The sequence below is a fragment of the Fictibacillus phosphorivorans genome, assembly GCF_001619875.1.
In the GTDB taxonomy this organism is placed as follows: Bacteria; Bacillota; Bacilli; order Bacillales; family Fictibacillaceae; genus Fictibacillus; species Fictibacillus phosphorivorans_B.
Genome location: NZ_LRFC01000037.1, coordinates 179,943 through 204,889, shown reverse-complemented (window position 1 = coordinate 204,889; position 24,947 = coordinate 179,943). Strand labels below are relative to the sequence as shown.

Here is a 24,947-nt window from a genome sequence, read left to right as displayed (position 1 = left end):
GAGGGTACATCATGTTTAAAACGTTTAATCAAACCTCTATTAGTCTAAAAGGTTTTTATTTACTGAGTTTTTTTAGTCTTGGGAGCTTGTTCCCATTATTAGGTGTTTACTTTAAAGAAGAAGTAGGACTGAGCGGGACTGAGATTGGTACTTTAATGTCGATCAGTCCAGTTGTTATGATCTTTGCTCAACCTTTATGGGGTGTTATAACGGATTATTCCAGACGACCTCGTTCAGTGCTTGTTTTATCCCTGCTTTTTACTGCTGCATTTGGTTATAGCATCTTTCTTTTGGAATCATACGTATGGCTTATTGCTCTACTCGTCGTGTTTTCCTTTATGCAAAGCGCACTAGTGCCTGTTTCAGACAGTATCCTTTTAAATTACGTCCAAAAAGAAAATAAACAATATGGAAACTATAGACTGTTCGGGGCAGTTGGATTTGCAGTAGCTGTTTATCTGGCGGGCAGACTCGCAGAAGTTTACGGCATTCACGTTATTTTCTATATGTTTTCAACCGTTCTTGCTGTATGTGTTTTATTTGTTGTAAAAATGCCGAAAGAGAGTCAGTCGCTTAAGACAGACCTTAGAAAGGGAATTGACCAACTGGTTAAAATGCCTTCTTATCTAATCTTTCTTTGCGCCACTTTTTTAGTGTTTGGTCCAATCTTTGCAAACAACTTTTATTTCGGGTTTTATATTCAGGAAACAGGCGGAACACTTGCAGGAGTTGGATTAGCCTTCTTGATAGCGGCCGGAAGCGAAGCGCCGTTTATGAAGTTTGCTGGACGGACGATTAACAAGTGGGGTATGATGCACATCATGATCTTTGCAGCGGCTGTTTCTGCTTTTCGCTGGACGTTCTATTTTTTTGAACCAACATATCAGGTAATACTGATCACTACGATTTTACAAGGATTTTCAGTAGGGTTGTTCATTCCTGCCGCAATGGAATATTTGCGGTCCTATACCCCTAAAGAAGTGAGAGCTACAGCCGTTTCAATCTACTCAGCTGTTGGCAATGGCTTAGGCTCGTGGTTTTGTACATTTGTAGGCGGTGTTATTTTTGATAAATACAATATTTTCTACACGTATTTATTCTTTGGAGCACTGTCTTTTGCAGGACTTTTTATGGTACTTATTCTCTCCAGAATGGAGGTTCAAGGACGTATTCTTCTCCAAAGGTCCATTTAAAAAAACAAGGCATCCCTTGCTCTCACATGATTTGGGATGCCTTGTTTTTTATTCAAATTGAAATAAATCGCTGGATAGATAACGTTCTCCTGAGTCACATGTAATGCAAATGACCACATCGCTTTTTTTTCGCTTTTCGGCAATTTTTAACGCTGCATAAACGGCAGCTCCTGATGATGGCCCAACTAAGATTCCTTCTTCTGAAGCAAGGCGTCTCGTGATGGTATAAGCATCTTCGTCATTGACCTGTACAATTTCGTCATAGACACTTTGATTTAAGATCGGCGGGATAAATCCAGGGCTAGTACCAACAAGTTTATGCTTTCCAGGCTTTCCACCTGATAAAACAGGTGATCCTTTTGGTTCTACAACATGAACTGTCAATTCGGGAAAGAATGACTTTAGCGTTTCACCAGTTCCTGTAATCGTACCGCCAGTTCCGGCTGGTGCGATAAAAGCAGTAAAGTGCTGATTCAGCTCTTCAATTGCTTCTTTAATCTCTACGGCAGTACTGCCTCGGTGGGCATCTGGGTTTGAAGGGTTCTCAAATTGCATCGGCATGTAGCTGTTTGGAATCTCATCAGCAAGTTTCCGTGCTTTTTTTATTGCGCCTGGCATTTTTTCCTCACCTGGTGTGAGAACAACTTCTGCACCATACGCTTTTAACAGGTTAATTCTTTCTTCTGTCATCGTATCAGGCATAACGATGATGGATTTATAGCCTCTAGCTGCTGCATTCATGGCTAGGCCGATTCCAGTGTTGCCTGAAGTAGGTTCGATAATTGTTGATCCTTCTTTAAGATAGCCCTTTTTTTCTGCTTCAATAATCATGTTATAAGCAGCTCGGTCTTTAAGGCTTCGGCTAGGGTTGTAATATTCTAATTTTACATATACATCCGCTCCATCTTTATGAGGAAGACGGTTTAACTTCACAATAGGGGTATCTCCGATTAAATCAGCAATGTTTGAAACGACTCTCATCATTTGCACTCCTTTTCGTTGCTTTTACAAGTATAACAAATAAGTGATGTGGTAAAAAAGCAGATAGACACATTAATAAATTTGTTAAAATAAAACAAGGCGGTGTGATTGGTAATGCAAAGACATCATTTTATAGCTGTGAAGCTTCCTGCAGAAGTGAAAGCAAGGCTTGCGGAATTCTGTAAACTTATCAAGAAGGATCATCCTTTTAAAACATGGGTACATTTAGAGGATCTTCATATAACCCTTGCCTTTTTAGGATCTGCATCAACTCAGCAGCTGGATAAACTACATGAGTTATTAACAGAAGAGGTCCCAAAACATGATGAATTCTCTTTAAACATCGACCATTTTGGTTTTTTCGGAAGTAAACAAAACCCTAAAATTTTTTGGGCAGGTGTAGAAGAGCAACACAGTTTATATCGTCTGCAAAAACAAGTGGCTTATATATGTGAGAAAGCAGGCTTTACTTTAGAGAAAAGACCATATGCTCCTCATATTACACTTGCACGAAAACACATTGACTCTATAGACCGTTCCCTGAATATGGCTGAATGGTGGAAACAATATGCTGATGATATAGAGTTTAAGGCAGATCAAATCTTGATATACGAAACACATATAGAGAAACTGCCAAAATATAAAATTGTACAATCCTTTTCATTAAGATAATAAAAGGAGAGGGGAAAAGGAATGGCACAGCTTGTAAAATTACAAGATTATGTTTCACGCTACGAAAATAACCTGTACCATTATCAGTCATTATTTACAAGAATTAAAGAAAATCGCTGGAAAGATTTTAAGCAGAACAAAGTAAATCTGAATCAACATGCAATACATAAAGAATTTCGAAATAGATTATTTACTCATCAAATGAACTGGGCTACATCTACGGTAAAAGAAGTATCAAATTGGGATAAGAAATATATTCAGAATCGAACGCTGCGTTTTATGATTCAAGAAGTTCCTGATAACTACTTCTTGTTTTATGAACCAGTGCTGCAAGTAAAAAATGCTGGTGTTGAATTAGATGTTATTTTAGTGGGGCCAGCAGATGTGTGGCTGATTGTATGGATGACAGGGGAAGGCATTTGGCAGGAAGCACAGAATAACAAACGCTTTTGGAAGAATGTTGATTCTGATCAAAAAGAAACGGTTTTGAGTCCAATCATTCGTCTTGAACGAATGATTTCAATGGTCAGAGAATATTGGGAGCCTTATCAGAATCAGATATCCCTAAAACCTTGTATTGTTGCTCCTCATGCTTTTATTGACTTCTCAAATGACTGGAGAAAGATTGCATATATAGACAAGCGAAACTTTAAAGAATGGTACGCGCAACTTCAACAAAATCCTGCGCCAATTAAAAGTCAACAATTAAAATTTGTATCTGACTTATTAAGTTTAGGGGTAACAAACTCTCTTTATAGAAAAGATCCGTTGTCCAATGAGTCTGAGTTTCATTTTGAAGGTATTTAAAGAATTTTGTCGAAACTCTTTAAAAACCATAAATCGAGGACTCTCTGAATGAAAAAGTACTTTTTTATTATTAACTCCAATAATGCAAAAGCTGTAAGAACGTTTAACTCGTTAAAAAAAGCGATGGATCATGAAGGTATTCCTTATAGAACGTTTTATACAGAATATAGTGGCCATGCAATTGAAATTGCAAAAAAGATCACATACATAAACAAAGATTTAATCAAGGCTGTTATTGCTGTAGGCGGTGATGGTACGATTCATGAAGTGTTCAATGGGATTAAAGATCATGAAAGTATTCCACTAGGTTTCATTTCTGGTGGCTCAGGGAATGACATTGTTCGTGTACTTACGAAACAGATAAGAGGTGTTAAATCACAAATCTCTTATCTAAAACGTAACAGGCTGATTAAAACCGATTCAGGGACCATGCAATTAACGGGAAGAAGCAAGAAAAGTCATGCATTCATTAGTGCTATTGGTATTGGGCTAGACGGAGAAGTTGCAAAGTACACAAATGAGGCAATATACAAAAAGTATTTACATAAGTTAAAATTAGGGACGCTTGCATACGTAGTCACATTATTTAAAGTTTTAAGGTTTTATAAACCCGGTACAATAGAGTTGAAAATAGACGGAAGAGAGTATGTTTTTCACAACGTCTGGCTTGTAGCTGTTGGAAACATGCCCTATTATGGAGGGGGCATGAAAATTTGCCCTGAAGCTAAATACAACGACGGTGTTTTAGATGTTTGTGTCGTACATAGTCTATCACTCTTAAAGCTTTTACTGCTTTTTATTTCGGTATTTTGGGGCGGGCATGTGAAAGTGCAAGGTGTTTCTCAAATGAGAGGAAAAGAAATCACCGTATTCACGAAGCAGCCAGTGGCGATTCATGCGGATGGTGAATACAAGGGAACAACACCTGTTGAAGTGGTTATACAACCCGCATCTGTTGCTGTGAAAATATAAGTCTCTTTTAGTGACTTTTAAATCCTTAAAAGAGTTGATTTCCGTTCCTGGTGCTCGCTTTCCGCGGGGCAGGCGGTGAGCCACATTCGTACGTTTCACTCTTAAGTGTCTCACCTGCCCTCCAATCAACTGTCACAAAAGAAATTAGAAACAAGGCTGGAAAGCAAAAAACATTTCAAACATATAAAATAATGAGTGGGGAATAAAGATGAAATGGACAGATTTTTTTAATATCGCACTTTTTGCAGTACTCTGGGTTGCCTTGATTCAAAAGAAATCAAGTGTTGAAGATTGGCTATTAAAAATTACGAACGACCAGTTGCTGATCGGAATTATTGTTCCGGTGATTATTTACGCTGCACTTGTCATCACGGTCAGAATACTAAAAAACAAATATTTAACCGCTGATTGAGAGGGGAATTTCCCTCTCTCTTTTTTCATGTAAAGGAATAACAAAATCAAATTAAGTTCAATATGATGTAATAGCGATTCAAAGGGGTGTGACTTATGAGTATTGATAGCATTTCGTTGGCGGCTTATATAGATGATTTTTCAATGATAACCATTGTAGCGAATAAGCCCTTTTCGATCATCCCTTCACTTACATTGATAGATGACAAAGGGACTGTTCAGCCATTAACTATTGATAAGCAAGAGCATTATCATGAACAAATGATCTATAAGTGCAAAACCTCAAAACCATTCGATCTGAAAAAGGAATATTGGATTGTATATAACGAGCAAAGAATCCCCTTAATGGTAGGAAGTATTGTAAGAACAGAGAAATTTGATACCCTTTTTTATGATGATAGCGTCCTTGGTGCAAACTTCACACCCGAGTTCACTACATTCAAAGTGTGGTCACCCGTTGCATATGAGATCAGACTCAAGTACAAACCTGCACATTCAAACTCTTATTCTGAGCGAAAGATGGATCGGACTGAAAATGGATTGTGGCAGATTACATTAGAAGGCAACCATCATTTAACAGAGTATACTTATTTGGCAAGAGTAAATCATGAATGGGTGGAAACGACTGATCCGTATTCCCGTTCAGTTACGATAAATGGTGAGAAATCGGTAGTGATTCACCTTCCTGAAACAGATCCAGCAGATTGGAATCGGTCCGAAAGAAAGATAAACCTGCGCTCGAAAACGAACAGTATGATCTACGAAGTACATGTACGTGATTTTACGATTCATTCTGACAGCGGTATCAAAAATAAAGGCAAGTATTTAGGATTAACAGAGTTACAAACGACAACCTCAAAAGGCTATCCTACAGGGTTAAATTACCTTAAGCGTTTAGGAATAAGTCATGTACAGTTAATGCCTGTCGCTGACTTTGGAAGTGTTGATGAAAGGAAGGCGGATAAAGAATATAACTGGGGGTATGATCCTGTCCACTTTTTGGCACCTGAAGGATCATACGCCACGAATCCACACGACCCTGTATGCAGAATTAAAGAACTTAAGATGCTGATCCAAAGTCTTCAGAACAACGGTTTTTCTGTAATTTTAGATGTTGTTTTTAACCATGTATACAAATTGGAAGAGTCATCGTTTGAAAAGCTCGTTCCTGGCTATTATTTTCGTTATGATGATGGTGGAAAACCTGTAAACGGAACAGGTGTTGGAAATGATACAGCTTCAGAAAGAAAAATGATGAGAAAGTTTATACTTGATGCTCTCACATATTGGATGAACGAATATAAAGTGGAGGGGTTCCGCTTTGATCTAATGGGTATACATGATGTAGAGACAATGAATCTGGCTGCTGAAAAGTTGAAATCATTGAATCCGGGAGTGTTTTTATTAGGTGAAGGCTGGGATTTAAATACTTATTTAGAACCTGAGAAAAAAGCTTCCCTATCATCAGCGAAAAAGATGCCAGACTACTCTTTCTTTAATGATTCATTTCGTGATCATGTTAAAGGAAGTATCTTTGTAGAAGGCCATAGTGGCTTTATAAATGGGAATCAAGAGGATCGTATTAAACACCAAATGGTTCATGTGATGAGAGGGTACGCTGGAAATCACGATAAATTCCTAAATGCTGATCAAAGCATTAATTACACAGAATGTCATGATAATCATACATTATACGACCTGCTGGCCATCCGTCATCCGCACGAAAGTGAAAGCATGAGAAGAAAACGCCAGCAGCTTGCTCTAGCTTTCACGATCTTTGCACGCGGTGTACCTTTTATTCATGCAGGACAAGAGTTTTTTAGAACGAAGCATGGAGCAGAAAACAGCTACAATCTTCCTGATAAGATCAATGCGATTAATTGGAACAGATGTGAGTCGCATCATCATGCTGTTTCTTACTTTAGACAACTGATAAAAATAAGAAAAGAGCAGGCTATTTTTAGTGATAATAGAAGTGAGCTTGTTGAATGGAGAATTCCAGATGGCGGGGTCGGATTTAAATTACAACGTCCTTTTACCGATAAAATGGAGGAGAGGTCGAATTGGAATAAAGCCTTATTACTATTTAATCAAACCTTACAGCCTATAAATATCCCTCTTGAACAAGAAAGCTGGAGTGTAATGGTTGAAAATGAAAGATGCAGTGAAAAATTAGTAAGCTCTAATTGTTACACCTTACACCCATTGTCTTTTTCGCTGCTATATCGTTTATAGGTTTGTAAAGTATGAAGAATCAAGTGCTTTTCTTGCTTTTTTGTGTTAAAATAATGACTTCGCAGTAATTTATTTTGACACGGAAATGATATACTTTGTTGATTGAACATCAATAAAAAACGGAATCTTTAACTAGACAAGAAGGTGAACAATTTGGAACAGATTTTGGGAGAAGATTGGCAGGTTTCCCCTGCTGGTGGAGCAACAGGAGAAGCATATATAGCTGAATATGGGAACCAAAAACTGTTTTTAAAGCGTAATTCCTCTCCGTTTTTAGCTGTTCTTTCAGCTGAGGGAATTGTCCCTAAACTCTTATGGACGAAAAGACTGGGTAATGGAGATGTAATCACAGCTCAACAATGGCTGAACGGTCGGGAATTGAAAGCAGCCGATATGAAAAGCGAAAATGTAGCTGAACTTTTATCTAAAATTCATCGTTCGCAGGAGCTCCTCGGTATGATGAATCGACTTGAAAAGAAAAGATTAACACCTGTTGATCTTTTAAATGATATTCAATTACAAATGCGTAAAGAAAAAGACTATCTTGAAATCATCAACGATTCGTTTGCCTATCTGATGGAAACTGCATCTGAAGTTGAGGTTGACGATTTAGTCGTATGCCATTGCGACGTAAACCATAACAATTGGCTTTTAAGTGATTCTAACGAACTGTTCCTAATAGATTGGGATGGAGCGATGATAGCTGATCCTGCACTGGACTTAGGAATGCTGCTTTACAGCTATATTCCTTATAAAAACTGGGAAGAATGGCTTGGAATCTATGGCGAGACACTCGATGATCATTTAGAGAGAAGAATGCATTGGTATGTTTTGGCACAAACAATAAGCTCATTTTTCTGGTATAAAGAAAAAGGACAGTCAAAAGAGACTGCCCAATTTGCAGAAAATATAAAAAAACTTGCAGGTTCAATTTAAATGCTGACAATATAGAAGTTAATCTGACACTATTTCCTAGGGAATAGTGTCTTAATATGGGTGATGCGTCTGAATCGTATTAATCCATGTCTCTAAGTGTGGGAGATGGCTTGTTATATGCTCATCCAAATGCTGATGAGTAAAGCCAGTATGGCTGTACTCGTTGATATTGGTCAATATGTTCCTAACTTCTTCATGAACTTCACCATTTTGCATTAAATGTGCAGCAAGGCGTTCTAGCTGTGCACATTCTGATGGTGAACCAGCACAATCGGTGTAATGGTCTTGAAGAAGGTCTCTAATGATATGCAATTGATCATTGTGATTTAATGGCATTTGCTGCACATCCTTTCATTGCATAGCTTATGGATTTGAGAAAAAAATATCCTTAAAAACAAGATGATTTATGGGATAATAATAAAGATTATAAAGTAGTAAAGTGGGGAAAAAATATGCGTCAAAGATTTAAGGCTTGGGCTAAAGATAAATTGGTTGACAACCCAGAGTTTGTTTCCGTTGAACCTGAACTAATGAAGGGGAAATGGCATTATTTCTTCGGTAATGATAACCCTATTCATATTGAAGTAGGAACAGGTAAAGGGCAATTTATAAACGGAATGGGGAATCAGAATCCATCGATCAACTATTTAGGGATGGAACTCTATGATAGCATCATTATCACTGCTCTCGATCGTATTCTGGAGGACGAAAAGCCGAATGTTAAACTGATTCGAGCAGATGCTGCACATTTACTTGATTACTTCGAGCCAGGAGAAATCGATCGTGTTTACTTAAACTTCTCAGATCCTTGGCCAAAGAAAAAGCATGCTAAAAGAAGACTGACTCATGAAAGTTTTCTTAAAAGATACGAAACGATACTAAAAAAACCAGGAGAAATTCATTTCAAGACGGATAACCAAGGTTTATTTGAGTACTCGCTTCACAGTATGTCGACGTACGGCATGTTTTTTAATGACGTTAGTCTGGATCTTCATAAAAGCAATATGGAAGACAACGTTATGACAGAGTATGAAGAAAAGTTCTCTGAAAAAGGATATCGTATATACAGAATGGAAGCGCAATTTCGTTCTTAAAAACTCAAGCCTCTGCTTGAGTTTTTTCTTTTCTTCAGTTCAATCGTTCTTATGATACACTTGTAAGGAGTAACAAAGAGAAAGGAGAGAGAAAAATGGATCAGTGGAAGGTCGGAACTAAAACGCTTACATGGTTAGATGGTGGAGTAACACATATGGATGGCGGTGCTATGTTTGGAGTTGTTCCTAAACCATTGTGGGAAAAGAAATATCCGGTTAACGAAAAAAACCAAATTGAGTTAAGAACAGAACCTATTCTCGTTCAAGGATTTGATGGGAAAAACATTTTGATTGAATCAGGAATAGGTGCCGGGAAATTAACAGATAAACAAAGAAGGAACTATGGAGTTACAGAAGAATCTCAAATTGAAAAAAGCCTTGCAAAAGAAGGATTAACGACCGCTGATATAAATATTGTACTTATGACACACATGCATTTCGATCATGCCTGCGGACTTTCTCGTTGGGAAGATGGCAAGCTGATACCGGTTTTTGAAAACGCTATTATATATACATCAGAAACAGAATGGAACGAATTAAAAAATCCAAACATCCGATCTCAAAATACATATTGGAACGAAAATTGGGAGCCAATTCAACACCAAGTAAAAACGTTTAAAGAAGAAATCGAAATCTTAAATGGTGTAAGGATGGTTCATACTGGAGGGCATAGTGATGGTCATTCACTAGTTGAACTCACTTTAGAAGACGGTGAGAAAGTTTACCATATTGGTGATATTATGCCGACGCATGCGCACCATAACCCGCTTTGGGTACTTGCTTATGATGATTATCCGATGACGTCAATCTTTCAAAAGCAAAAATGGATACAACCCAACACGTGGTATTTTTTCTACCATGATTGTATTTATCGTGCTGTAAAGTGGGATGAGAATGGTGCGATCACGGAGAGAATTCCTCGCTCTCCAAAAATGTGAAAAAACCGTCACATATTTTCCATTTTCAAGTGAATGTAGGAAGCAGCGGGATATGTTAAAATATGAGAGGCATGAATTTATCAGTTTTTATTTATATCTTAAGAGGTAAAATGAGAGGGGATTAAAAATATGAAAAAACAGTTAGTAGCTATTTTTACCGTTCTAGCACTGTTTTTATCAATGGGGACATTCGTGTCTGCCGAAAAAGCCACAGATGAAATGAAAAAGACGATTGAAAAAGGCATTGAAAGTAAGCATAAGGATCTCAAAAAAGGTTCCTTAACATTAACTGACATTCAGACATATCCGAACCAAGACTCAGAATTAGAAGCTTCTGAAGTAACTGTAGCACTTGCTAATTACGATACAGTTAGAGATAACATTTTCTATTTTGATCACACAGAAGTTGTTTTTTACGACGCTGACAAGAACGAACTTTTAGCAGAAGCAGCGGTTGCCAAAGCAAACCCAAAAATAAAAGACTATAAAAAATCACATGAATCAGATCTTGGAACACATATGGATTGGATTGTTGTTACAGCTTTACTTTTCGTGTTAATTATTGTTCCATTGTTTATCTTAACAGTTTGGGAAAAGCGCCAATACCTTACTACAAAATTCAAGATTGATAACAATCTTTACGACCAAACAAAATTATATCGTTAAAATGAAAAAGCCCTTAGGAATAAATCCTAAGGGCTTTTTATCACTTTACTTTTGAACAAGATTTAAAAGAGTACCTGTTCCAGCATCAATTTGAAACTCATAATGTGCGGCTTCACTTCCAGCAATGGAGTGAGAAAAGCCGCCTTTATATACAGAGTACGAAAGACCATGAACTTTAGCATTTTCTGGCTTTACGATGATCCAAGCACCTGTAATGCTGTAGTGCTCACTTGCTTTTTCTTTCAAAAGCTTCAAAGCTTTTTCTGGTGTGATGGATTCAGTTTGCTTTTTAGTAACTACATATCCTATTGCAGCACCTGTCAGTCCTGCTAGAATCAGGTTTCTCCAATTCATACGATTCCCACCTTATGTAAGATCATTTTCATTTTCCACTTTTAGTATAACAAAGAAAAGCCTTCTTTTTCTTGGGCTTTTTTGATAAGATACTCATGATAAAGATGGAGGGTTCGAAATTCCCACCCCTCTTAAAACAAAACTAGGGAGCGTGAAGAATGATTTTTTACACTCTCTGCGTCAGCAGAGTTTTTTTGTTTTCGTGCTCCACTCGAAAGGATGAACAGGAATGAACTATAAAATTCCAACAGATGTTCAAGTACTGAATCGTGATATTAAACGAGAGCAGTTGAAGTACCATAATAAACGTGTTGCTGTGTGCAAAGAATTTACGTTTGATGCAGCTCATCATCTGCATTGTTATGAAGGCAAATGTAAAAACCTTCATGGACATACGTACAAACTGGTGATCACAATGAGCGGTTTTGTAAATGAAATAGGAATCGCGGTAGATTTTGGAGAGATTAAAGAAATTTTCAAAACAGCGATTGACAGCAAGCTCGATCACAGATATTTAAATGAAGTTCTTCCTCCAATGAATACAACTGCAGAAAACATGGTTGTTTGGATATGGGAACAAATTGATATTGAGCTCCAAAAACGAGGATTATCTGAACAAGGACACCGATTAGAAGAGCTGAAATTGTTTGAAACACCTACTAGCTTTGCCATTATGAAAAGAGAGTGGATGGTGTAAAATGAAAACATTTGACCTTCCTTCAAAAGACGTATGGAAACATTGGAAAGTGCCAATGGTTGAGATTTTTGAAACTGTTGAAGGAGAAGGCCTGCAGGCTGGATATCCTACTGTTTTTGTTCGTGTGTTTCATTGTAACTTACGCTGTACTTGGTGTGATACTACTTACAGCTATGCTCCTGCAAAACCAGAGTTTGAAGCGTCTATAGAAGAAATTGTGAGTACAATTAAGACGTTTCGTTCACAACGTATCTGTTTTACTGGCGGTGAGCCACTGATCCACCGTGAAAAATCGGCTGCGTTGCTCATGGCGATGGCAGATTTGGATCACATTGTCGATATTCATATTGAAACAAACGGTGCTATCGATTTACAGCCGTTTGAAAATCTGCGGAACGCTCATCCTGATTTGCAAAAAAAGATGAGATTTGTGATGGATTTTAAGCTCCCAGCTTCAGGTGAGATGGATAAAATGAATGTGGAAAATTTTAAACAGCTCCAAAACCAAGATGAAATCAAATTTGTGGTTGGATCAGAGGAAGATTTTGAAATCACGAAACAGGTGGTCTCAGAACATTACCGAAATGGACAGATATGTGTAAGCCCTGTTTGGGAAAGCATGCCTCCGAGACGCCTTGTTGAACTATTATTAGAAAATCCACTTCCTAATGCAAAGCTAAGTCTGCAGCTTCATAAGGTAATCTGGCATCCAGAGGAGAGAGGAGTTTAGCGATGAGTAAAAAAGCGGTTATTGTTTTAAGCGGGGGACTTGATAGCACAACGTGTATGGGGATCGCAAAAGGAGAGGGGTACGACCTCTACCCGATCACTTTTCATTATGGACAGCGTCATAATCGAGAAGTTGAGCAAGCGATTGAAGTTGGAAAGTTTTATAACGTCGAAGACCATAGAATAGTTGATCTTACGTTTTTAAAAGATATTGGCGGAAGTGCTCTTACTGATGAAAAAGTAGAGGTTCCAACTGAAGCAGAAGAGGGTATTCCTGTTACTTATGTTCCTGCGAGAAATATGATATTCCTTTCACTTGCCAGTGCATATGCCGAAGTAATCGGAGCAACTGCTGTTTATACTGGCGTTTCTGCTGTCGATTTCAGCGGGTATCCAGATTGTCGGCCTGAATTCATTAAGAGTATGGAAGAAACGATTAACTTGGCAACAAAAGCAGGTGTAACAGGTAAGAACATTTCAGTGGAAACACCACTTATTCACTTGTCTAAAAAAGAAACGATTGAAAAAGGTTTGTCTTTAGATGTTCCATATGAGCTAACAACATCCTGCTATAATGGTAAAGAGACAGCCTGCGGAAAATGCGACAGTTGTGTTCTGCGATTAAAAGGTTTTAAAGAAGCAGGTTCAGCTGATCCAATTCCTTACGAAGTCTAGAACGATCATGAACCTAGAAAACCCCTTCTGATTAGGTGTACAATAAACATGTATGCGTATCAATCAGAAGGGGTTGTTTTTATATGAATAAAGAAACACTGAATTTGTTTAAAACATTGACAGAACTGCCTGGCGCACCTGGTTTTGAACGGGACATTCGCAGATTTGTACGTAAGGAGATAGAGCCAGTATCAGATGAAATCATCCAAGACGGACTGGGAAGTATTTTTGGAGTTAAAAAAGGCAATGGCCCTAAGATCATGGTCGCTGGACACATGGACGAAGTAGGTTTCATGGTAACGAAGGTTACCAAAAATGGAATGCTAAAGTTTCAGGAATTAGGCGGTTGGTGGAGCCAAGTATTGTTAGCACAGCGTGTTAATATTTTCACAGATAATGGAGATGTGATAACTGGTATTATTGGATCTACACCTCCCCATCTGCTATCTGAAGATCAGCGCAACAGACCGATGGGCATCAAGAACATGTACATAGATATTGGAGCAGATGATGATCAAGATGCCTACAGCATGGGGGTAAGACCAGGCCAGCAAATCGTACCAATCTGTCCGTTTACACTGATGGCCAATCCGAAAAAAATCATGGCAAAAGCATGGGACAACCGTTATGGGGTAGGACTAGCAATTGAACTGTTAAAAGAACTGAAAGATGAGACTTTACCAAATGAACTATACAGTGGAGCAACAGTTCAAGAAGAAGTTGGGCTCAGAGGATCAAAAACAGCAGCTAATCTGATTCAGCCAGATCTATTCTTCGCACTGGATGCAAGTCCTGCAAATGATATGATGGGGGATAAAAGTGAGTTTGGCCAGTTAGGTAAAGGAGCGCTTTTACGAATTTTAGATAGAACAATGGTTACACATAGAGGAATGAGAGAGTACATCCTAGATACGGCTGAAACACATAATATACCGTATCAATATTTCATTTCTCAAGGCGGAACAGATGCTGGTAGCGTTCATGTCTCTGGTAATGGCGTACCTTCTGCTGTGATTGGTATCTGTTCTCGTTACATTCACACGCATGCTTCTATCATACACATTGACGATTATGCTGCAGCAAAAGAACTGCTCGTAAAGCTTGTTAAATCGGCGGATGAATCCACATTGAAAACAATACTAGAAAATAGTTAAGGAAGAGGTAATATGAAAATTGGAATCGGATCAGAAAACCCTGCAAAAATTGAAGCAGTCGGGCCTTTTTTAACGTATTTTAAAAATGCCGAACTTGTTTCTTATTCTTCAGATTCCTTAGTTTCGGCTCAACCTTTTTCAGATGAAGAAACAAAGGAAGGTGCCATTAACCGCGCAAAAGATTGTGTGAAGCAAGGAGCTGAAATCGGCCTTGGACTTGAAGGCGGTGTTATGGAAATGGAGGATGGTATGTATTTATGCAACTGGGGAGCAGTTGCAGATCTAGAAGGAAATGTCTTCTCAGCAGCCGGAGCCAGAATCTTGCTTCCAAATAAGGTTGTTGAAGGTTTGAAGCAAGGGAAAGAACTTGGAATGTTAATGGCGGAACTAACAAACGACCCTGAGATTAGAAAAAAGGATGGAGCGATTGGTGTTTTCACGAATGGCATGTTGTCACGAAGCGAGATGTTTTTGCATATATCCAATATTCTATTAGGGCAATATGTCTATAATCTTAATAAATAGCTGTCTGTTTTAAAAGGCAGATTTTTTAAGCATTGTTGCTCTTGGGTGTGTTAACTACCTTTTCAGGTGCTCACTTTCCAGGGGGGATGCGGTGAGCCACCCCGTGCTTTGCCCGTTGGGTGTCTCACCAGTCTAGTTACAGTGGCTAGCCCCTCGAGGTCAAAAGCTAAATGGCCCAAAAGGCAAAGTACGCCTTCCTAACCCATCTACCTTTTGCATGTCGGGGCTGAGCGAGCCACCTGCTTTTTTAAACAGCATATTGAATAAGAAAATGGATAGAGCTGGCAGAAAAGGGTCCAAACCTTCTCTGTCAGCCTTTTTTGAATGAACATAAAGGATATGGGCAGATTAGAAACAAAAAGGCAGTAAGGCGGATTATCTTTTGAATACATCTGTGAAGAGCATTTTAATCGTATTGATCACTCTTTTTGTTATTTTTGCTGGATGGATTGTTTATGAAGTTAGGCCTGTTGAAGGATCAGCAGAAAAGCCGTTTGTAGTGAAAGAAAGCAGTGATTTTACTTCCCTATCAGAAAGGTTGAAGAATGAAGGGTTTGTTAAGAATCCATTTCTGTTTCACGTCTACAGCACCATAACTGGGAGAAAAGAAAAAATTGCAGCTGGAGAACATACCCTAAAGCAGGGGGATAATTATAAAGAGATTCTCAGAGACCTCTCCACGTTAAGTAAAGAAACAGAGGCAGATGAAATGGTTATCCCAGAAGGTTTGACAGTTATGGAGTTAGCAGATCGACTTAGTCAAAAAGGTATTGTGAATCGAGAAGTTTTTCTTAACAAAGCAAAAACGTGGAACACGCTTACGAAAGAACAGCGAGAACAACTAGAGTTAAATAATGATAAAGTACATCCCAAGGTGAAGTATGCTATGGAAGGGTTGCTTTATCCTGATACCTACTATTTTGAAAAGAAAATGGATGAAGATGTTGTGATCAGGCAGATGACTGACCGAATGATCGAAAAAACAGCACAACTGAACATCACTACGAATCAGACACCCTATGAAATGATCACATTGGCGTCTATTATTGAGAAAGAAGCCTTGCTGAACAAAGAGAAGCGGACCATTGCAGGTGTTTTTATCAATAGGATAAATGATGGTAAAAAACTGCAGTCTTGTTCCACAGTTCAATATTTACTGGATCGACCAAAAGCAGCACTTAAAAGAAAAGACTTAAAAATCAAAAGTCCTTATAACACATATTTGAATGAGGGACTTCCACCAAGTCCGATTGCAAGTCCAGATCTTAATTCTCTAAAAGCAGCGGCAGATCCAGAAAAGCATGATTATTATTTCTTTGTAGCTAAACAAGATGGTACTTGGAGTCATTACTTTTCAAAAACATATAATCAACATAGAAAGTACACGCAATTGAATGGGAATTATTAAAACCCGGTGAAATGACACCGGGTTTTGGCATTTTATTATCTTTTTGATTCTTCATCCATTATGCTGTGTTCATCTTCTTGAGTGTCTGCTTCTTGAACATAATTGTTTGATTCCTCTTCTACAACAATATGATTCTGATCTTCATCCTCATCACCCTCATCTCCAAAAGAGATAAATGAACCTGTTTCACTTTCATCTGTTGCAGATGCAACTTCTTGATAGGTATCCATATGCACGATGTTTTCTTCTGAAACAGAAACAGGTACTTCACCTAGTGAGAATTGATCAACCTCTTCTTGAAGGGAAAGGGCAATTTCTTGTAATTCAGTTGCTGCCAAATTCACTTGATGTATCGCTTCTTTTTGATGAATACTCGACGCACTTACCTGCTCACTTGTTGCAACTGATTCTTCAGAAATGGCACTAACTTCAAATAGTTTTTCAGATAAGTTTTCATTCGCTGAATCAACTCTGTTGATAGCACTCTTAACTTGAGAGATTCTTCCGTTAATCTGTGATACATTTTGAATGATGCTGCTGAACGCTTTTTCTGTTTGTTGAACAGAAGCTACTTGATCAATCCGATACTGCTCAAAACGGACTGTCTCTTTTGATAACAATTCCATTTGAGTTGTCATCGATTTAACGAGCCGCTGAATTCTAAGGGCTTCATTTTTAGAACGCTCAGCAAGCTTTCTTACTTCGCTTGCAACTACTGAAAAGCCTCTTCCTGCTTCACCCGCTCTTGCAGATTCTATCGCTGCATTCAGGGCAAGAAGATCAGTGCTTCCTGCTATTTCTTGGATCGTTTCAACAATAGAATTAATTTGTTTGGACTGTTCGCTCGCATCTTGAATTTCTGAAATAAGGCTTTGTGCTAATTCTAAAAAGTTTTCAGAATGGGTATTTAGTTGTTGAACGATATTAGTACCGGCTTTTCCATCGTTTTCAGCTTTTTGAGCATCGACCGAGATCTCATCACTGATGATTGCCGTCTCTTTAATGGATTCCGTGACTCCTGATAATAATAATGTACATTCTTGCAAGTGATCTGCCTGACTTTGGGCACCTGTTGCAACTTGAGAAATCGCTTCCGTTACTTCATCACTTTGAGCAGTTGTTTCCTCGGATACTGCTGCTAAGTTTTGAGAAGAACTTGTTAATTTTTCAGCTGCATATTTTACTTCAGTCATTGATTTTTGCATTTTTTCTGCCATTTTATTAAAGGTCTGTGCTAATTCACCCATCTCATCTTTAGCATGAGTTTCCACACGATAAGATAGATCGCCATCACCAATAACAGCTGCCCCTTCTTTTAGAGAGGAGATAGAGGACTGGATAGAACGCATGAGCCATACGCCAATAACACTTAAAATGGATAGGATCAAAATGCTTAACCCGATTAAGCTGATCGTAAGCCAAAACTTAACGGATTTTTGTTTTTTGGTTAGTTGTTCGTTCTCTTTTTGCAAGCTTTTTTCTGCATCTGCGGTTGACTGATCCACAACACCCGCAATCTGCTCAAAAGTCTTCACGTCATCGTCGATTCTTTTAGTAATCGTTTGAATCGAATCCGCAGAAGTTGTATACTTTAACAATTTTGATTTAAAAGCTGATAATTGTTCCGCAGGGAGATTTTTTTCATCTAACATTCGATCAAAGGCTACGGCACTTTCTTTAAAATTATTGACAGAAGTGCTGTCATATTTGATGTGAACTTCTTTTTCATACGTTTGCATTTGCAAAAGATTAATTAGTAAGGCTTGATCGTTCATGCTTTTAACTGTTTCATAAAATTCGTTAGAAGTATCAGTCATCATCTGTTTTAATGAATTCAGCTGGATGGTCAAACCTGTCGCAGAATCAAACGATGTCTTGTAAGCGGATAGGTCTTTTTCAATCCCTTTTAGTGATGGATTGTTGGTCTCTTTAACAACTTTGCTTGTTTCTTTTTGCAAGTTGCTATGTAAAGACAATACGTTCTGTTTGGATTCCTGGCTTGGTTTCCTTAAGTATTCTTGTTCTTGTTTGCGTACCTCATTAAACGAACTTCGGATATCATTGCTGGACAGTAATGAGAGCTGTAGATTTTCTCTATCTTTCTCCATCTGGGTGTTCTGCCATAAAAATAATCCGATAAATGCAAGTAATAGAATCATTCCGGCTAAACTGATAAGAAGCATTAATTGTACTCTTTTACGAATCGACGTGTTCAAAATGTATCCCTCCCTGCCATTTTATCGGCTTTTTTTCAAATAAGTTTACGTTTAAAAGTAAAAGAAAGAGGAAGTATTCTCTTCGTATTGACAGGTGTCTTTACACATAGGTGAAACAAGATATAATGGTTTAGGAACATGCATTATCAGAAATGTAGAAGGAGTTAATAACATGAGGGATTTTCTGCAAAAAAAGGGAGTAAGTCTATCTCCTAAAATATATTTCATCACGGGGTTTCAATATTTTGCACTTGGTCTGATGTCCTCACTTATTGTAGGCTTGATTTTAAAAACCATCGGCGAAGAGCTTTCCATTCCTTACTTTACTGAAATGGGGCAGCTAGCGATGACGCTGATGGGTCCTGTCATTGGAACTGCAGTAGCATTTGGATTAAAAGCACCTCCGCTTGTCATGTTCTCAAGCGGTATTGCTGGGGCAGCTGGAGCTGAATTAGGAAGTGTTGCAGGATGTTACGTTGCAGCTGTGATTGCGGTCGAGGTTGGAAAGCTTGTATCTGGAGAAACTAAGTTTGATATTCTCGTAACACCCGCTGTAACCATACTTACAGGTTATACGGTAGCTACTTTCATCGGACCAGGAATCGATCAGTTTATGAAAGGATTTGGTCAGCTTGTCATGTGGTCTACTGATCAAAGACCTTTCGTTATGGGGATTTTAGTAGCTGTTTTGCTAGGATTTGCATTAACAGGCCCTATATCTTCAGCTGCTATAGCAATGATGCTGGGTCTTGAAGGTCTTGCTGCAGGAGCAGCAACGATAGGGTGTGCAGCGCAAATGATCGGTTTTGCTACCAGTTCTTTTAGAGAAAATGGATTTGGCGGCTGGTTTACACAAGGAATTGGTACGTCAAAACTTCAATTTCCGAATGTGGTGAAAAACCCATACATATTAATTCCACCGACCATTGCTGGAATTGTGTTAGCGCCGATCGGGACGCTTTACTTTAAGATGGAGAACATTCCGGCAGGAGCAGGAATGGGTACAAGCGGACTTGTGGGGCAAATTATGACGCTCAGGACAATGGGCTTTACCTTTGAAACGTTTCTTGCTATATTTATTTTGCATTTTGCAGGACCTATTATCATAAGTCTTGTGATTTCTGAGTGGTTAAGAAAAAAGGGTTATATTAAATTCGGCGATATGAAGCTGAATCAATAGGGAGTTATATACGATGGAAAACATAAAGTCAATTGAGCAATTTCAAGATACGATTAAAAGTGGTGTAACAGTAGCTGTCTTTTCTGCAGACTGGTGCCCTGACTGTGTAGTGATCAAGCCTATACTTCCTGAGATCGAGGAAGAATTTTCAAGCTGTCAATTTGTTTATGTAGATCGAGATGAGTTGATCGAGCTTTGCCAAGAGCTAGATATCTTTGGCATTCCGAGTTTCGTTGCTTTTAACGATGGCAAAGAAATTGGACGCTATGTGAATAAAGAGCGAAAGACAAAAGAGCAGATCGTTGCCTTTTTAGAAGAGCTTAACATTCCTGCAAAATAGGTTATAAGAGTATGTTATAATAACAAAAAATGATTTTTTAGTGTGAAGGGAAGTTTTTTAAAATGGCTAAAGTTGAAGTGAATCACAGCAAATATGAAGGAATACGTTTTGATATTCAAGATGAAAATGTAATCCTAGTTGATATATTAGAAACAATTCCTTACGAATACGTAGGAAAAGATACACTAGTAACAATTCCGACAACAGAATTCACATCTGTATGCCCATGGTCAGGCCTTCCGGATTTTGCTGATATTATCATCAGCTATATTCCAAACGAAGATCTAGTGGAAATGAAATCTTTAAAATATTATTTAACTTCTTACCGTAATGTTGGAATCTACCAAGAGCATGCAACGAACCGTATTATGGAAGACCTTGCTAAACTCTTAAAACCAAAATATTTAAAGGTTACTGGAAACTGGAACGCTCGTGGCGGACTAGGAACAGAAGTAGTAGTAGAATATAAAGAAGATAGCAGCAAGTAATTGAAAAACCTCCGTTCGGAGGTTTTTCACGTTAAGTAGTGATTTAGGCATACAGAAAGGAGGAAAAAAATGAGCAGTTCAATCAAACTGAAAAAGACATTAGAAGAAAGACTATCTGGTACTGATCGTGAGTTTGCGTACGATAGAGAAGATGAGACACTTCGAATAACAGACAAGAAAACAGGGAAGGGGGTTTCTCTTTCGCTTGGAGGACTAAGTGCACGCTGGTCAAAGGAAAAAGATGCGCTCCTTGACAAGCTTGTTTATTACGTTGAAGAAGGATTAAAAGCTGCACATCAACAGGCTGACAACAACCCGTTGTCCACTATTTTTCCTGTAATACGCTCGGCATCTTTTCCTTTAGAAACACCTGAAGGAGAACTGCTTTTTTATCAAGAACATACAGCTGAAACAAGAATATATTATGCTTTAGACCTAGGCAAAACCTATAAACTTTTAACGAAAGATAAGATGACGGAGTTAAAAGTGGATGAGTCTCAAGTTCTTGATGCAGCTAGATTTAATGTAAAACGCTTGGCAACAGAGTATAAAGAGGACCAGGTTGCAGGCAATACGTTCTACTTCTTAAATCATAATGATGGATATGATGCGAGCAGAATTTTAAATGCAAATTTCTTAGAAGATATGAAGAAAAAGATTATTGGTGAAATGGCTGTGGCTGTACCACATCAGGATGTACTAATTATTGGGGATATCAGAAACAAACAAGGTTATGACATCTTAGCTCAGATGGCCATGCAATTCTTTATGAATGGGCGGGTTCCGGTTACAGCATTACCTTTTTTATATGAAAACAAAGAGTTGGAACCAATCTTTATACTAGCAAAGAACAAACCAGTAGAAGATGAAACAACTGATTGATAGACAATAAAAAGCCGCTAGAGCCTCTAGTGGTTTTTATTCTTATCTTTTTCACACGTATGTGCTATAGAAAATATTTATACTATTGTTTCTCTTCTATTTTCGCTACAATAAAGAAACAACCAACAGAAATAGGTGAGAAAATGAGTTGGATAAAAAAATTAATGAATACGTTTTTTGATGATGAAAATGAGGATGACTCCTTTTACGAGAAAGAGCAGGATCAGCAGCAGCCTGCAAAAAAACAGCGGGGGACTGAGGAAGTGAATATCACTCCTAAGAAAAAGCCTGCTCCTTTCGCAAATAATGCAAGAAGGCCGACACAATCGAATACACAGCACCCTGCAAAAATGTTGCATAAATATCCTGAGAATGCACCGTTCCGTTTTCCTGTCATTCCTGATGAAAAAACAGTAAAGCCATCCATCCAGCGACATACATACCAGCCGAAAGAAACGAACGTTTACAAGGAATCGATTCGGGAAGAAAAATCGTATCGAGAAGAACGGCCAGTTCGTGAACAGAGGCAGCAAAAAAATGAACAAAGAAGGTCTCCTGTTCAGGCAAGCGGGATCAATCAAGAGCCAAAACGACAACCGTTTAAAGCAACTCATGTTCCTTCTCCTGTATACGGTTTTGAAAGACGAAACAAAAAAGCTGCACAAGATATTCCTGTTACGAAGGATAAACAACCTGAAGTGAAATCAAGATTTACACCTACTGATGTTCCTTCTCCAGTGTACGGATATGGGAAGAGAAAGCCAGAAGGCATTCTGTTTATAGGAAGAGACATACCATCCAAAGAATTAGCTCCTGAAGAATTATTAAATACAATTCCTGCAGCAACAAAAGAAAGCTTGATTGATTCACAAGAAATTGTTCAACATGTGAACGCTAAGGTGGAGAATGATGTTACCGGGGAAAATGAACATCATAGGCATGCTGAAAAAGAAACACCCCCGCTTTTACTAGAAAATGAGGCAGATAAGCACTACACCTTAGATTCAGTAGAAATTCATACAGAGCCCGAAGCTGTGTATGAAATTGAGGAAGAATATGATGATGTTTCAGAAACTGAACGCCTTACAGAAGTTACAGAATCAGTTGATTTTAAGGAACCATACAACAATCTGAATGAACCTGAAAATTCGCATGATCAAAATTACATGGAACATTCTATAGTGGAAGAAACGAGATCTGCTGAAGAGGTAATACCTTCTGAAAACAAAGCTATACCAGAAATTGAAGAACAGAAGGTAGAGTCTCAGCCGAAACGTGAGGCGCCAAAGAGTGGCGGGCAATATGTTCCGTTCAATGTGCTCATGCTTAAAAAGGATCGGAAAAGTCAGGCGAACAAAAGTCAAGCTCATCCACTACAGCAAAACAGACACATAGCAACCACGGAAAGAAGTGTGCCAGTCACAGATGGAATTCGTGAAAATCAGCTTTTTGTTCCACTTTCTTTCTTAAATAAAGCAAAGGTGTCACTGGAAGATGATGATCTATGGCTAAACGAACAAAAACAAACCCTGCAGTCCACACTAGATAATTTTAATGTGAACGCAAAAGTAGTACACATGACAAAAGGTCCTGCAGTTACAAGATTTGAAGTTCAGCCTGCTCCTGGTGTTAAAGTAAATAAGATAACGAATTTAACAGATGATATAAAACTTAGTCTGGCTGCTCGAGACATAAGAATTGAAGCGCCGATACCAGGAAAGAACGCAATCGGTATAGAAGTGCCAAACCAGCATAGCAGAGCTGTGTTTCTGCGTGAGATAATAGAACATGATGTATTTAAGGACTCAGCTTCTTCTTTAACAGTTGCTCTAGGATTAGATATATCAGGGGCACCTGTTGTAACGGATCTGCAAAAAATGCCGCATGGATTAATTGCAGGAGCTACGGGTTCAGGTAAGAGTGTTTGTATTAATTCTATTCTTGTAAGCTTATTGTATAAATCAAAACCCGAAGATGTAAGGTTGCTGCTTGTTGATCCTAAAATGGTTGAACTTGCTCCTTACAATCATATCCCGCATCTAGTAACACCCGTTATTACGGATGCAAAAGAGGCCACTGCTGCATTAAAATGGGCAGTTGAAGAGATGGAACGCCGTTATGAAGAATTTGCAAAAACCGGTGTCCGTGAGATTAAACGATACAATCAGAAGATGGAAGAGGAACAGCACTATAAAAACAAGATGCCATACATTGTAGTGGTGATCGATGAGTTAGCAGATTTGATGATGGTTTCGCCTCAAGAAGTCGAAGAAGCAATCTGCCGAATAGCTCAAAAAGCTAGAGCCTGCGGCATTCACTTATTGCTGGCTACACAGCGTCCATCTGTTGATGTCATCACTGGTCTTATTAAAGCCAACGTACCGACACGAACAGCATTTGCCGTATCATCTGCAATTGATTCACGTACCATACTCGATATGAGTGGTGCAGAGCGATTACTAGGACGAGGCGATATGCTATTTATGGAAAACGGATCAAATAAAGCGGTCCGTATTCAAGGAACTTTCGTGTCGGACGAAGAGATCGAAGAAGTGACTCGTTACGTAAAAGAAGAATATCAAACGGATTATCTTTTTACTCGTGAAGAGCTGATTCAGCATCAGCAAACAACAGAAGTAGAAGATGAGCTCTTTGAAGAAGCTTGTTATTACGTAATTGAAGTCGGGGCGGCTTCATCTTCCAGTCTGCAGCGCAGATTTAGGATCGGTTACAACCGAGCAGCGAGATTAGTAGATATGATGGAAGGCTTTGGATTAGTATCTGAAGCGATGGGAAGTAAACCAAGACATGTTCTTCTAACACAAGAAGAGCTAGAGAGTCGACTATATAGCGGTGTAGAATAATATGGAGAGCTGGTCTTGGGAATGCCCGATACCAGCTCTTTCATTTTTTAAGAGAGAGGCATTTTCTACATATTGAGAACATAGCGCTAAGCAGTCTAGTATCCGTAGTTCTTGTCTTTTTCTAAACGCTCTTTTCTAATAGATTATTGTTTTCTAATCATTTTGTTCATTCGCTTCTTTGACAAGTTGATTGGAGTGGAAGGTGGGAGACTCCTGCGGGACAGGCGGGCAGTCCGAAAAGTGGAAGTGGCTCGTTCAGCCTCGAAAAGCAAAAGGTGAATGGACTTGGAAGGCGCACTTTGCCTTCTGAGCCATTTAGCTTTTGACCTCGAGGGGCTAGCCACTGCAACTAGGCAGGTGAGACACTTAAAAGTGAAACGTTAAGAATGTGGCTCACCGCCTGCCCCGCGGAAAGCGAGCATCTGGAACGGAAATCAACCTCTTACAAAGACAACAAAGCTCACGGAAACAAACCAAACAAATGATTTCCTTGAGTTATTGCGTCTTGTTCGCTATTATAGTGTGGGGAA

The 24,947-nt window shown here is 38.6% G+C and carries 25 protein-coding genes; 21 read left to right on the top strand and 4 right to left on the bottom strand.

Annotated elements, in window-relative coordinates; all coding sequences use genetic code 11:
• The first annotated feature begins 11 nt into the window (after positions 1-11).
• Positions 12-1,193 carry an MFS transporter gene (locus AWM68_RS15775; RefSeq protein WP_066243911.1) on the top strand — a complete coding sequence of 394 codons (1,182 nt, stop codon included), beginning with the start codon at positions 12-14 and terminating at the stop codon, positions 1,191-1,193.
• 48 nt (positions 1,194-1,241) lie between these two features.
• Here AWM68_RS15775 and cysK read toward each other — a convergent pair whose 3' ends face one another.
• Positions 1,242-2,177 (bottom strand): cysteine synthase A, encoded by a 936-nt coding sequence (gene cysK / locus AWM68_RS15770; RefSeq protein ID WP_419865593.1) that lies wholly within the window; start codon positions 2,175-2,177, stop codon positions 1,242-1,244.
• 111 nt (positions 2,178-2,288) lie between these two features.
• Here cysK and thpR point away from each other — a divergent pair, with 111 nt between their 5' ends.
• From thpR to AWM68_RS15740, 6 genes are all read left to right on the top strand, one after another.
• Entirely contained in the window at positions 2,289-2,846 is a 558-nt protein-coding gene (gene thpR, locus AWM68_RS15765) for an RNA 2',3'-cyclic phosphodiesterase (protein ID WP_066243907.1), read from the top strand.
• 21 nt (positions 2,847-2,867) lie between these two features.
• A complete protein-coding gene (locus AWM68_RS15760) occupies positions 2,868-3,653 on the top strand; it encodes a hypothetical protein (RefSeq protein ID WP_066243904.1) in 786 nt (261 codons plus the stop codon).
• Between the two features lie 48 nt (positions 3,654-3,701).
• On the top strand, positions 3,702-4,625 hold the full coding sequence (locus AWM68_RS15755) for a diacylglycerol/lipid kinase family protein (RefSeq protein WP_066243902.1): 924 nt from the start codon (positions 3,702-3,704) through the stop codon (positions 4,623-4,625).
• A gap of 208 nt (positions 4,626-4,833) precedes the next feature.
• Positions 4,834-5,037 carry a hypothetical protein gene (locus AWM68_RS15750; RefSeq protein ID WP_066243899.1) on the top strand — a complete coding sequence of 68 codons (204 nt, stop codon included), beginning with the start codon at positions 4,834-4,836 and terminating at the stop codon, positions 5,035-5,037.
• A gap of 95 nt (positions 5,038-5,132) precedes the next feature.
• Complete coding sequence (pulA, locus tag AWM68_RS15745; protein ID WP_066243896.1) at positions 5,133-7,271, top strand: type I pullulanase; 2,139 nt, start codon at positions 5,133-5,135, stop codon at positions 7,269-7,271.
• A 153-nt stretch (positions 7,272-7,424) separates the two neighbouring features.
• A complete protein-coding gene (locus tag AWM68_RS15740; protein ID WP_066243894.1) occupies positions 7,425-8,207 on the top strand; it encodes a phosphotransferase family protein in 783 nt (260 codons plus the stop codon).
• A gap of 51 nt (positions 8,208-8,258) precedes the next feature.
• Here the strand turns inward: AWM68_RS15740 and AWM68_RS15735 are convergent, their stop codons facing one another.
• Positions 8,259-8,543 (bottom strand): YtzH-like family protein, encoded by a 285-nt coding sequence (locus AWM68_RS15735; protein WP_066243890.1) that lies wholly within the window; start codon positions 8,541-8,543, stop codon positions 8,259-8,261.
• Between the two features lie 116 nt (positions 8,544-8,659).
• Here AWM68_RS15735 and trmB point away from each other — a divergent pair, with 116 nt between their 5' ends.
• The 3 genes from trmB (at position 8,660) to AWM68_RS15720 (ending at position 10,905) form a co-directional block, all read left to right on the top strand.
• Positions 8,660-9,301 carry a tRNA (guanosine(46)-N7)-methyltransferase TrmB gene (gene trmB / locus AWM68_RS15730; RefSeq protein WP_066243887.1) on the top strand — a complete coding sequence of 214 codons (642 nt, stop codon included), beginning with the start codon at positions 8,660-8,662 and terminating at the stop codon, positions 9,299-9,301.
• A gap of 95 nt (positions 9,302-9,396) precedes the next feature.
• Positions 9,397-10,239, top strand: coding sequence for a YtnP family quorum-quenching lactonase (locus AWM68_RS15725; protein ID WP_066243882.1), 843 nt, complete (start codon positions 9,397-9,399; stop codon positions 10,237-10,239).
• A 129-nt stretch (positions 10,240-10,368) separates the two neighbouring features.
• A complete protein-coding gene (locus tag AWM68_RS15720; RefSeq protein ID WP_066243875.1) occupies positions 10,369-10,905 on the top strand; it encodes a hypothetical protein in 537 nt (178 codons plus the stop codon).
• 45 nt (positions 10,906-10,950) lie between these two features.
• Here AWM68_RS15720 and AWM68_RS15715 read toward each other — a convergent pair whose 3' ends face one another.
• Positions 10,951-11,259, bottom strand: a complete 309-nt coding sequence (locus AWM68_RS15715) for a PepSY domain-containing protein (protein ID WP_066243873.1) — start codon at positions 11,257-11,259, stop codon at positions 10,951-10,953.
• Positions 11,260-11,488: 229 nt separating this feature from the next.
• Here AWM68_RS15715 and queD point away from each other — a divergent pair, with 229 nt between their 5' ends.
• From queD to mltG, 6 genes are all read left to right on the top strand, one after another.
• Positions 11,489-11,956: a 6-carboxytetrahydropterin synthase QueD gene (queD, locus tag AWM68_RS15710; protein ID WP_066243871.1), complete on the top strand. Its 468-nt coding sequence runs from the start codon at positions 11,489-11,491 to the stop codon at positions 11,954-11,956.
• A 1-nt stretch (position 11,957) separates the two neighbouring features.
• On the top strand, positions 11,958-12,686 hold the full coding sequence (locus AWM68_RS15705; RefSeq protein ID WP_066243868.1) for a 7-carboxy-7-deazaguanine synthase QueE: 729 nt from the start codon (positions 11,958-11,960) through the stop codon (positions 12,684-12,686).
• Positions 12,687-12,688: 2 nt separating this feature from the next.
• A complete protein-coding gene (queC, locus tag AWM68_RS15700) occupies positions 12,689-13,360 on the top strand; it encodes a 7-cyano-7-deazaguanine synthase QueC (protein WP_066243865.1) in 672 nt (223 codons plus the stop codon).
• A gap of 83 nt (positions 13,361-13,443) precedes the next feature.
• Positions 13,444-14,514: a M42 family metallopeptidase gene (locus tag AWM68_RS15695; RefSeq protein ID WP_066243864.1), complete on the top strand. Its 1,071-nt coding sequence runs from the start codon at positions 13,444-13,446 to the stop codon at positions 14,512-14,514.
• A 12-nt stretch (positions 14,515-14,526) separates the two neighbouring features.
• Positions 14,527-15,039 (top strand): DUF84 family protein, encoded by a 513-nt coding sequence (locus AWM68_RS15690; protein ID WP_066243860.1) that lies wholly within the window; start codon positions 14,527-14,529, stop codon positions 15,037-15,039.
• A gap of 382 nt (positions 15,040-15,421) precedes the next feature.
• Positions 15,422-16,447, top strand: coding sequence for an endolytic transglycosylase MltG (mltG, locus tag AWM68_RS15685; protein ID WP_066243857.1), 1,026 nt, complete (start codon positions 15,422-15,424; stop codon positions 16,445-16,447).
• A gap of 35 nt (positions 16,448-16,482) precedes the next feature.
• Here mltG and AWM68_RS15680 read toward each other — a convergent pair whose 3' ends face one another.
• Positions 16,483-18,663, bottom strand: coding sequence for a methyl-accepting chemotaxis protein (locus tag AWM68_RS15680; RefSeq protein WP_066243853.1), 2,181 nt, complete (start codon positions 18,661-18,663; stop codon positions 16,483-16,485).
• 172 nt (positions 18,664-18,835) lie between these two features.
• Between AWM68_RS15680 and AWM68_RS15675 the strand changes: the two genes are divergently transcribed.
• The 5 genes from AWM68_RS15675 to AWM68_RS15655 all read left to right on the top strand — a co-directional run bounded on the left by AWM68_RS15675 (position 18,836) and on the right by AWM68_RS15655 (position 24,417).
• Entirely contained in the window at positions 18,836-19,843 is a 1,008-nt protein-coding gene (locus AWM68_RS15675) for a PTS transporter subunit IIC (protein ID WP_066243850.1), read from the top strand.
• A 13-nt stretch (positions 19,844-19,856) separates the two neighbouring features.
• The gene (locus tag AWM68_RS15670) at positions 19,857-20,183 is read left to right on the top strand and encodes a thioredoxin family protein (RefSeq protein ID WP_066243846.1); all 327 of its coding nucleotides are present in this window, start codon (positions 19,857-19,859) and stop codon (positions 20,181-20,183) included.
• 62 nt (positions 20,184-20,245) lie between these two features.
• Positions 20,246-20,671 carry a preQ(1) synthase gene (gene queF / locus AWM68_RS15665; RefSeq protein ID WP_066243842.1) on the top strand — a complete coding sequence of 142 codons (426 nt, stop codon included), beginning with the start codon at positions 20,246-20,248 and terminating at the stop codon, positions 20,669-20,671.
• A gap of 69 nt (positions 20,672-20,740) precedes the next feature.
• Entirely contained in the window at positions 20,741-21,553 is an 813-nt protein-coding gene (locus AWM68_RS15660) for a DUF1444 family protein (protein ID WP_066243839.1), read from the top strand.
• A 143-nt stretch (positions 21,554-21,696) separates the two neighbouring features.
• Positions 21,697-24,417 (top strand): DNA translocase FtsK, encoded by a 2,721-nt coding sequence (locus AWM68_RS15655; protein ID WP_066243836.1) that lies wholly within the window; start codon positions 21,697-21,699, stop codon positions 24,415-24,417.
• Positions 24,418-24,947 lie beyond the last annotated feature (530 nt).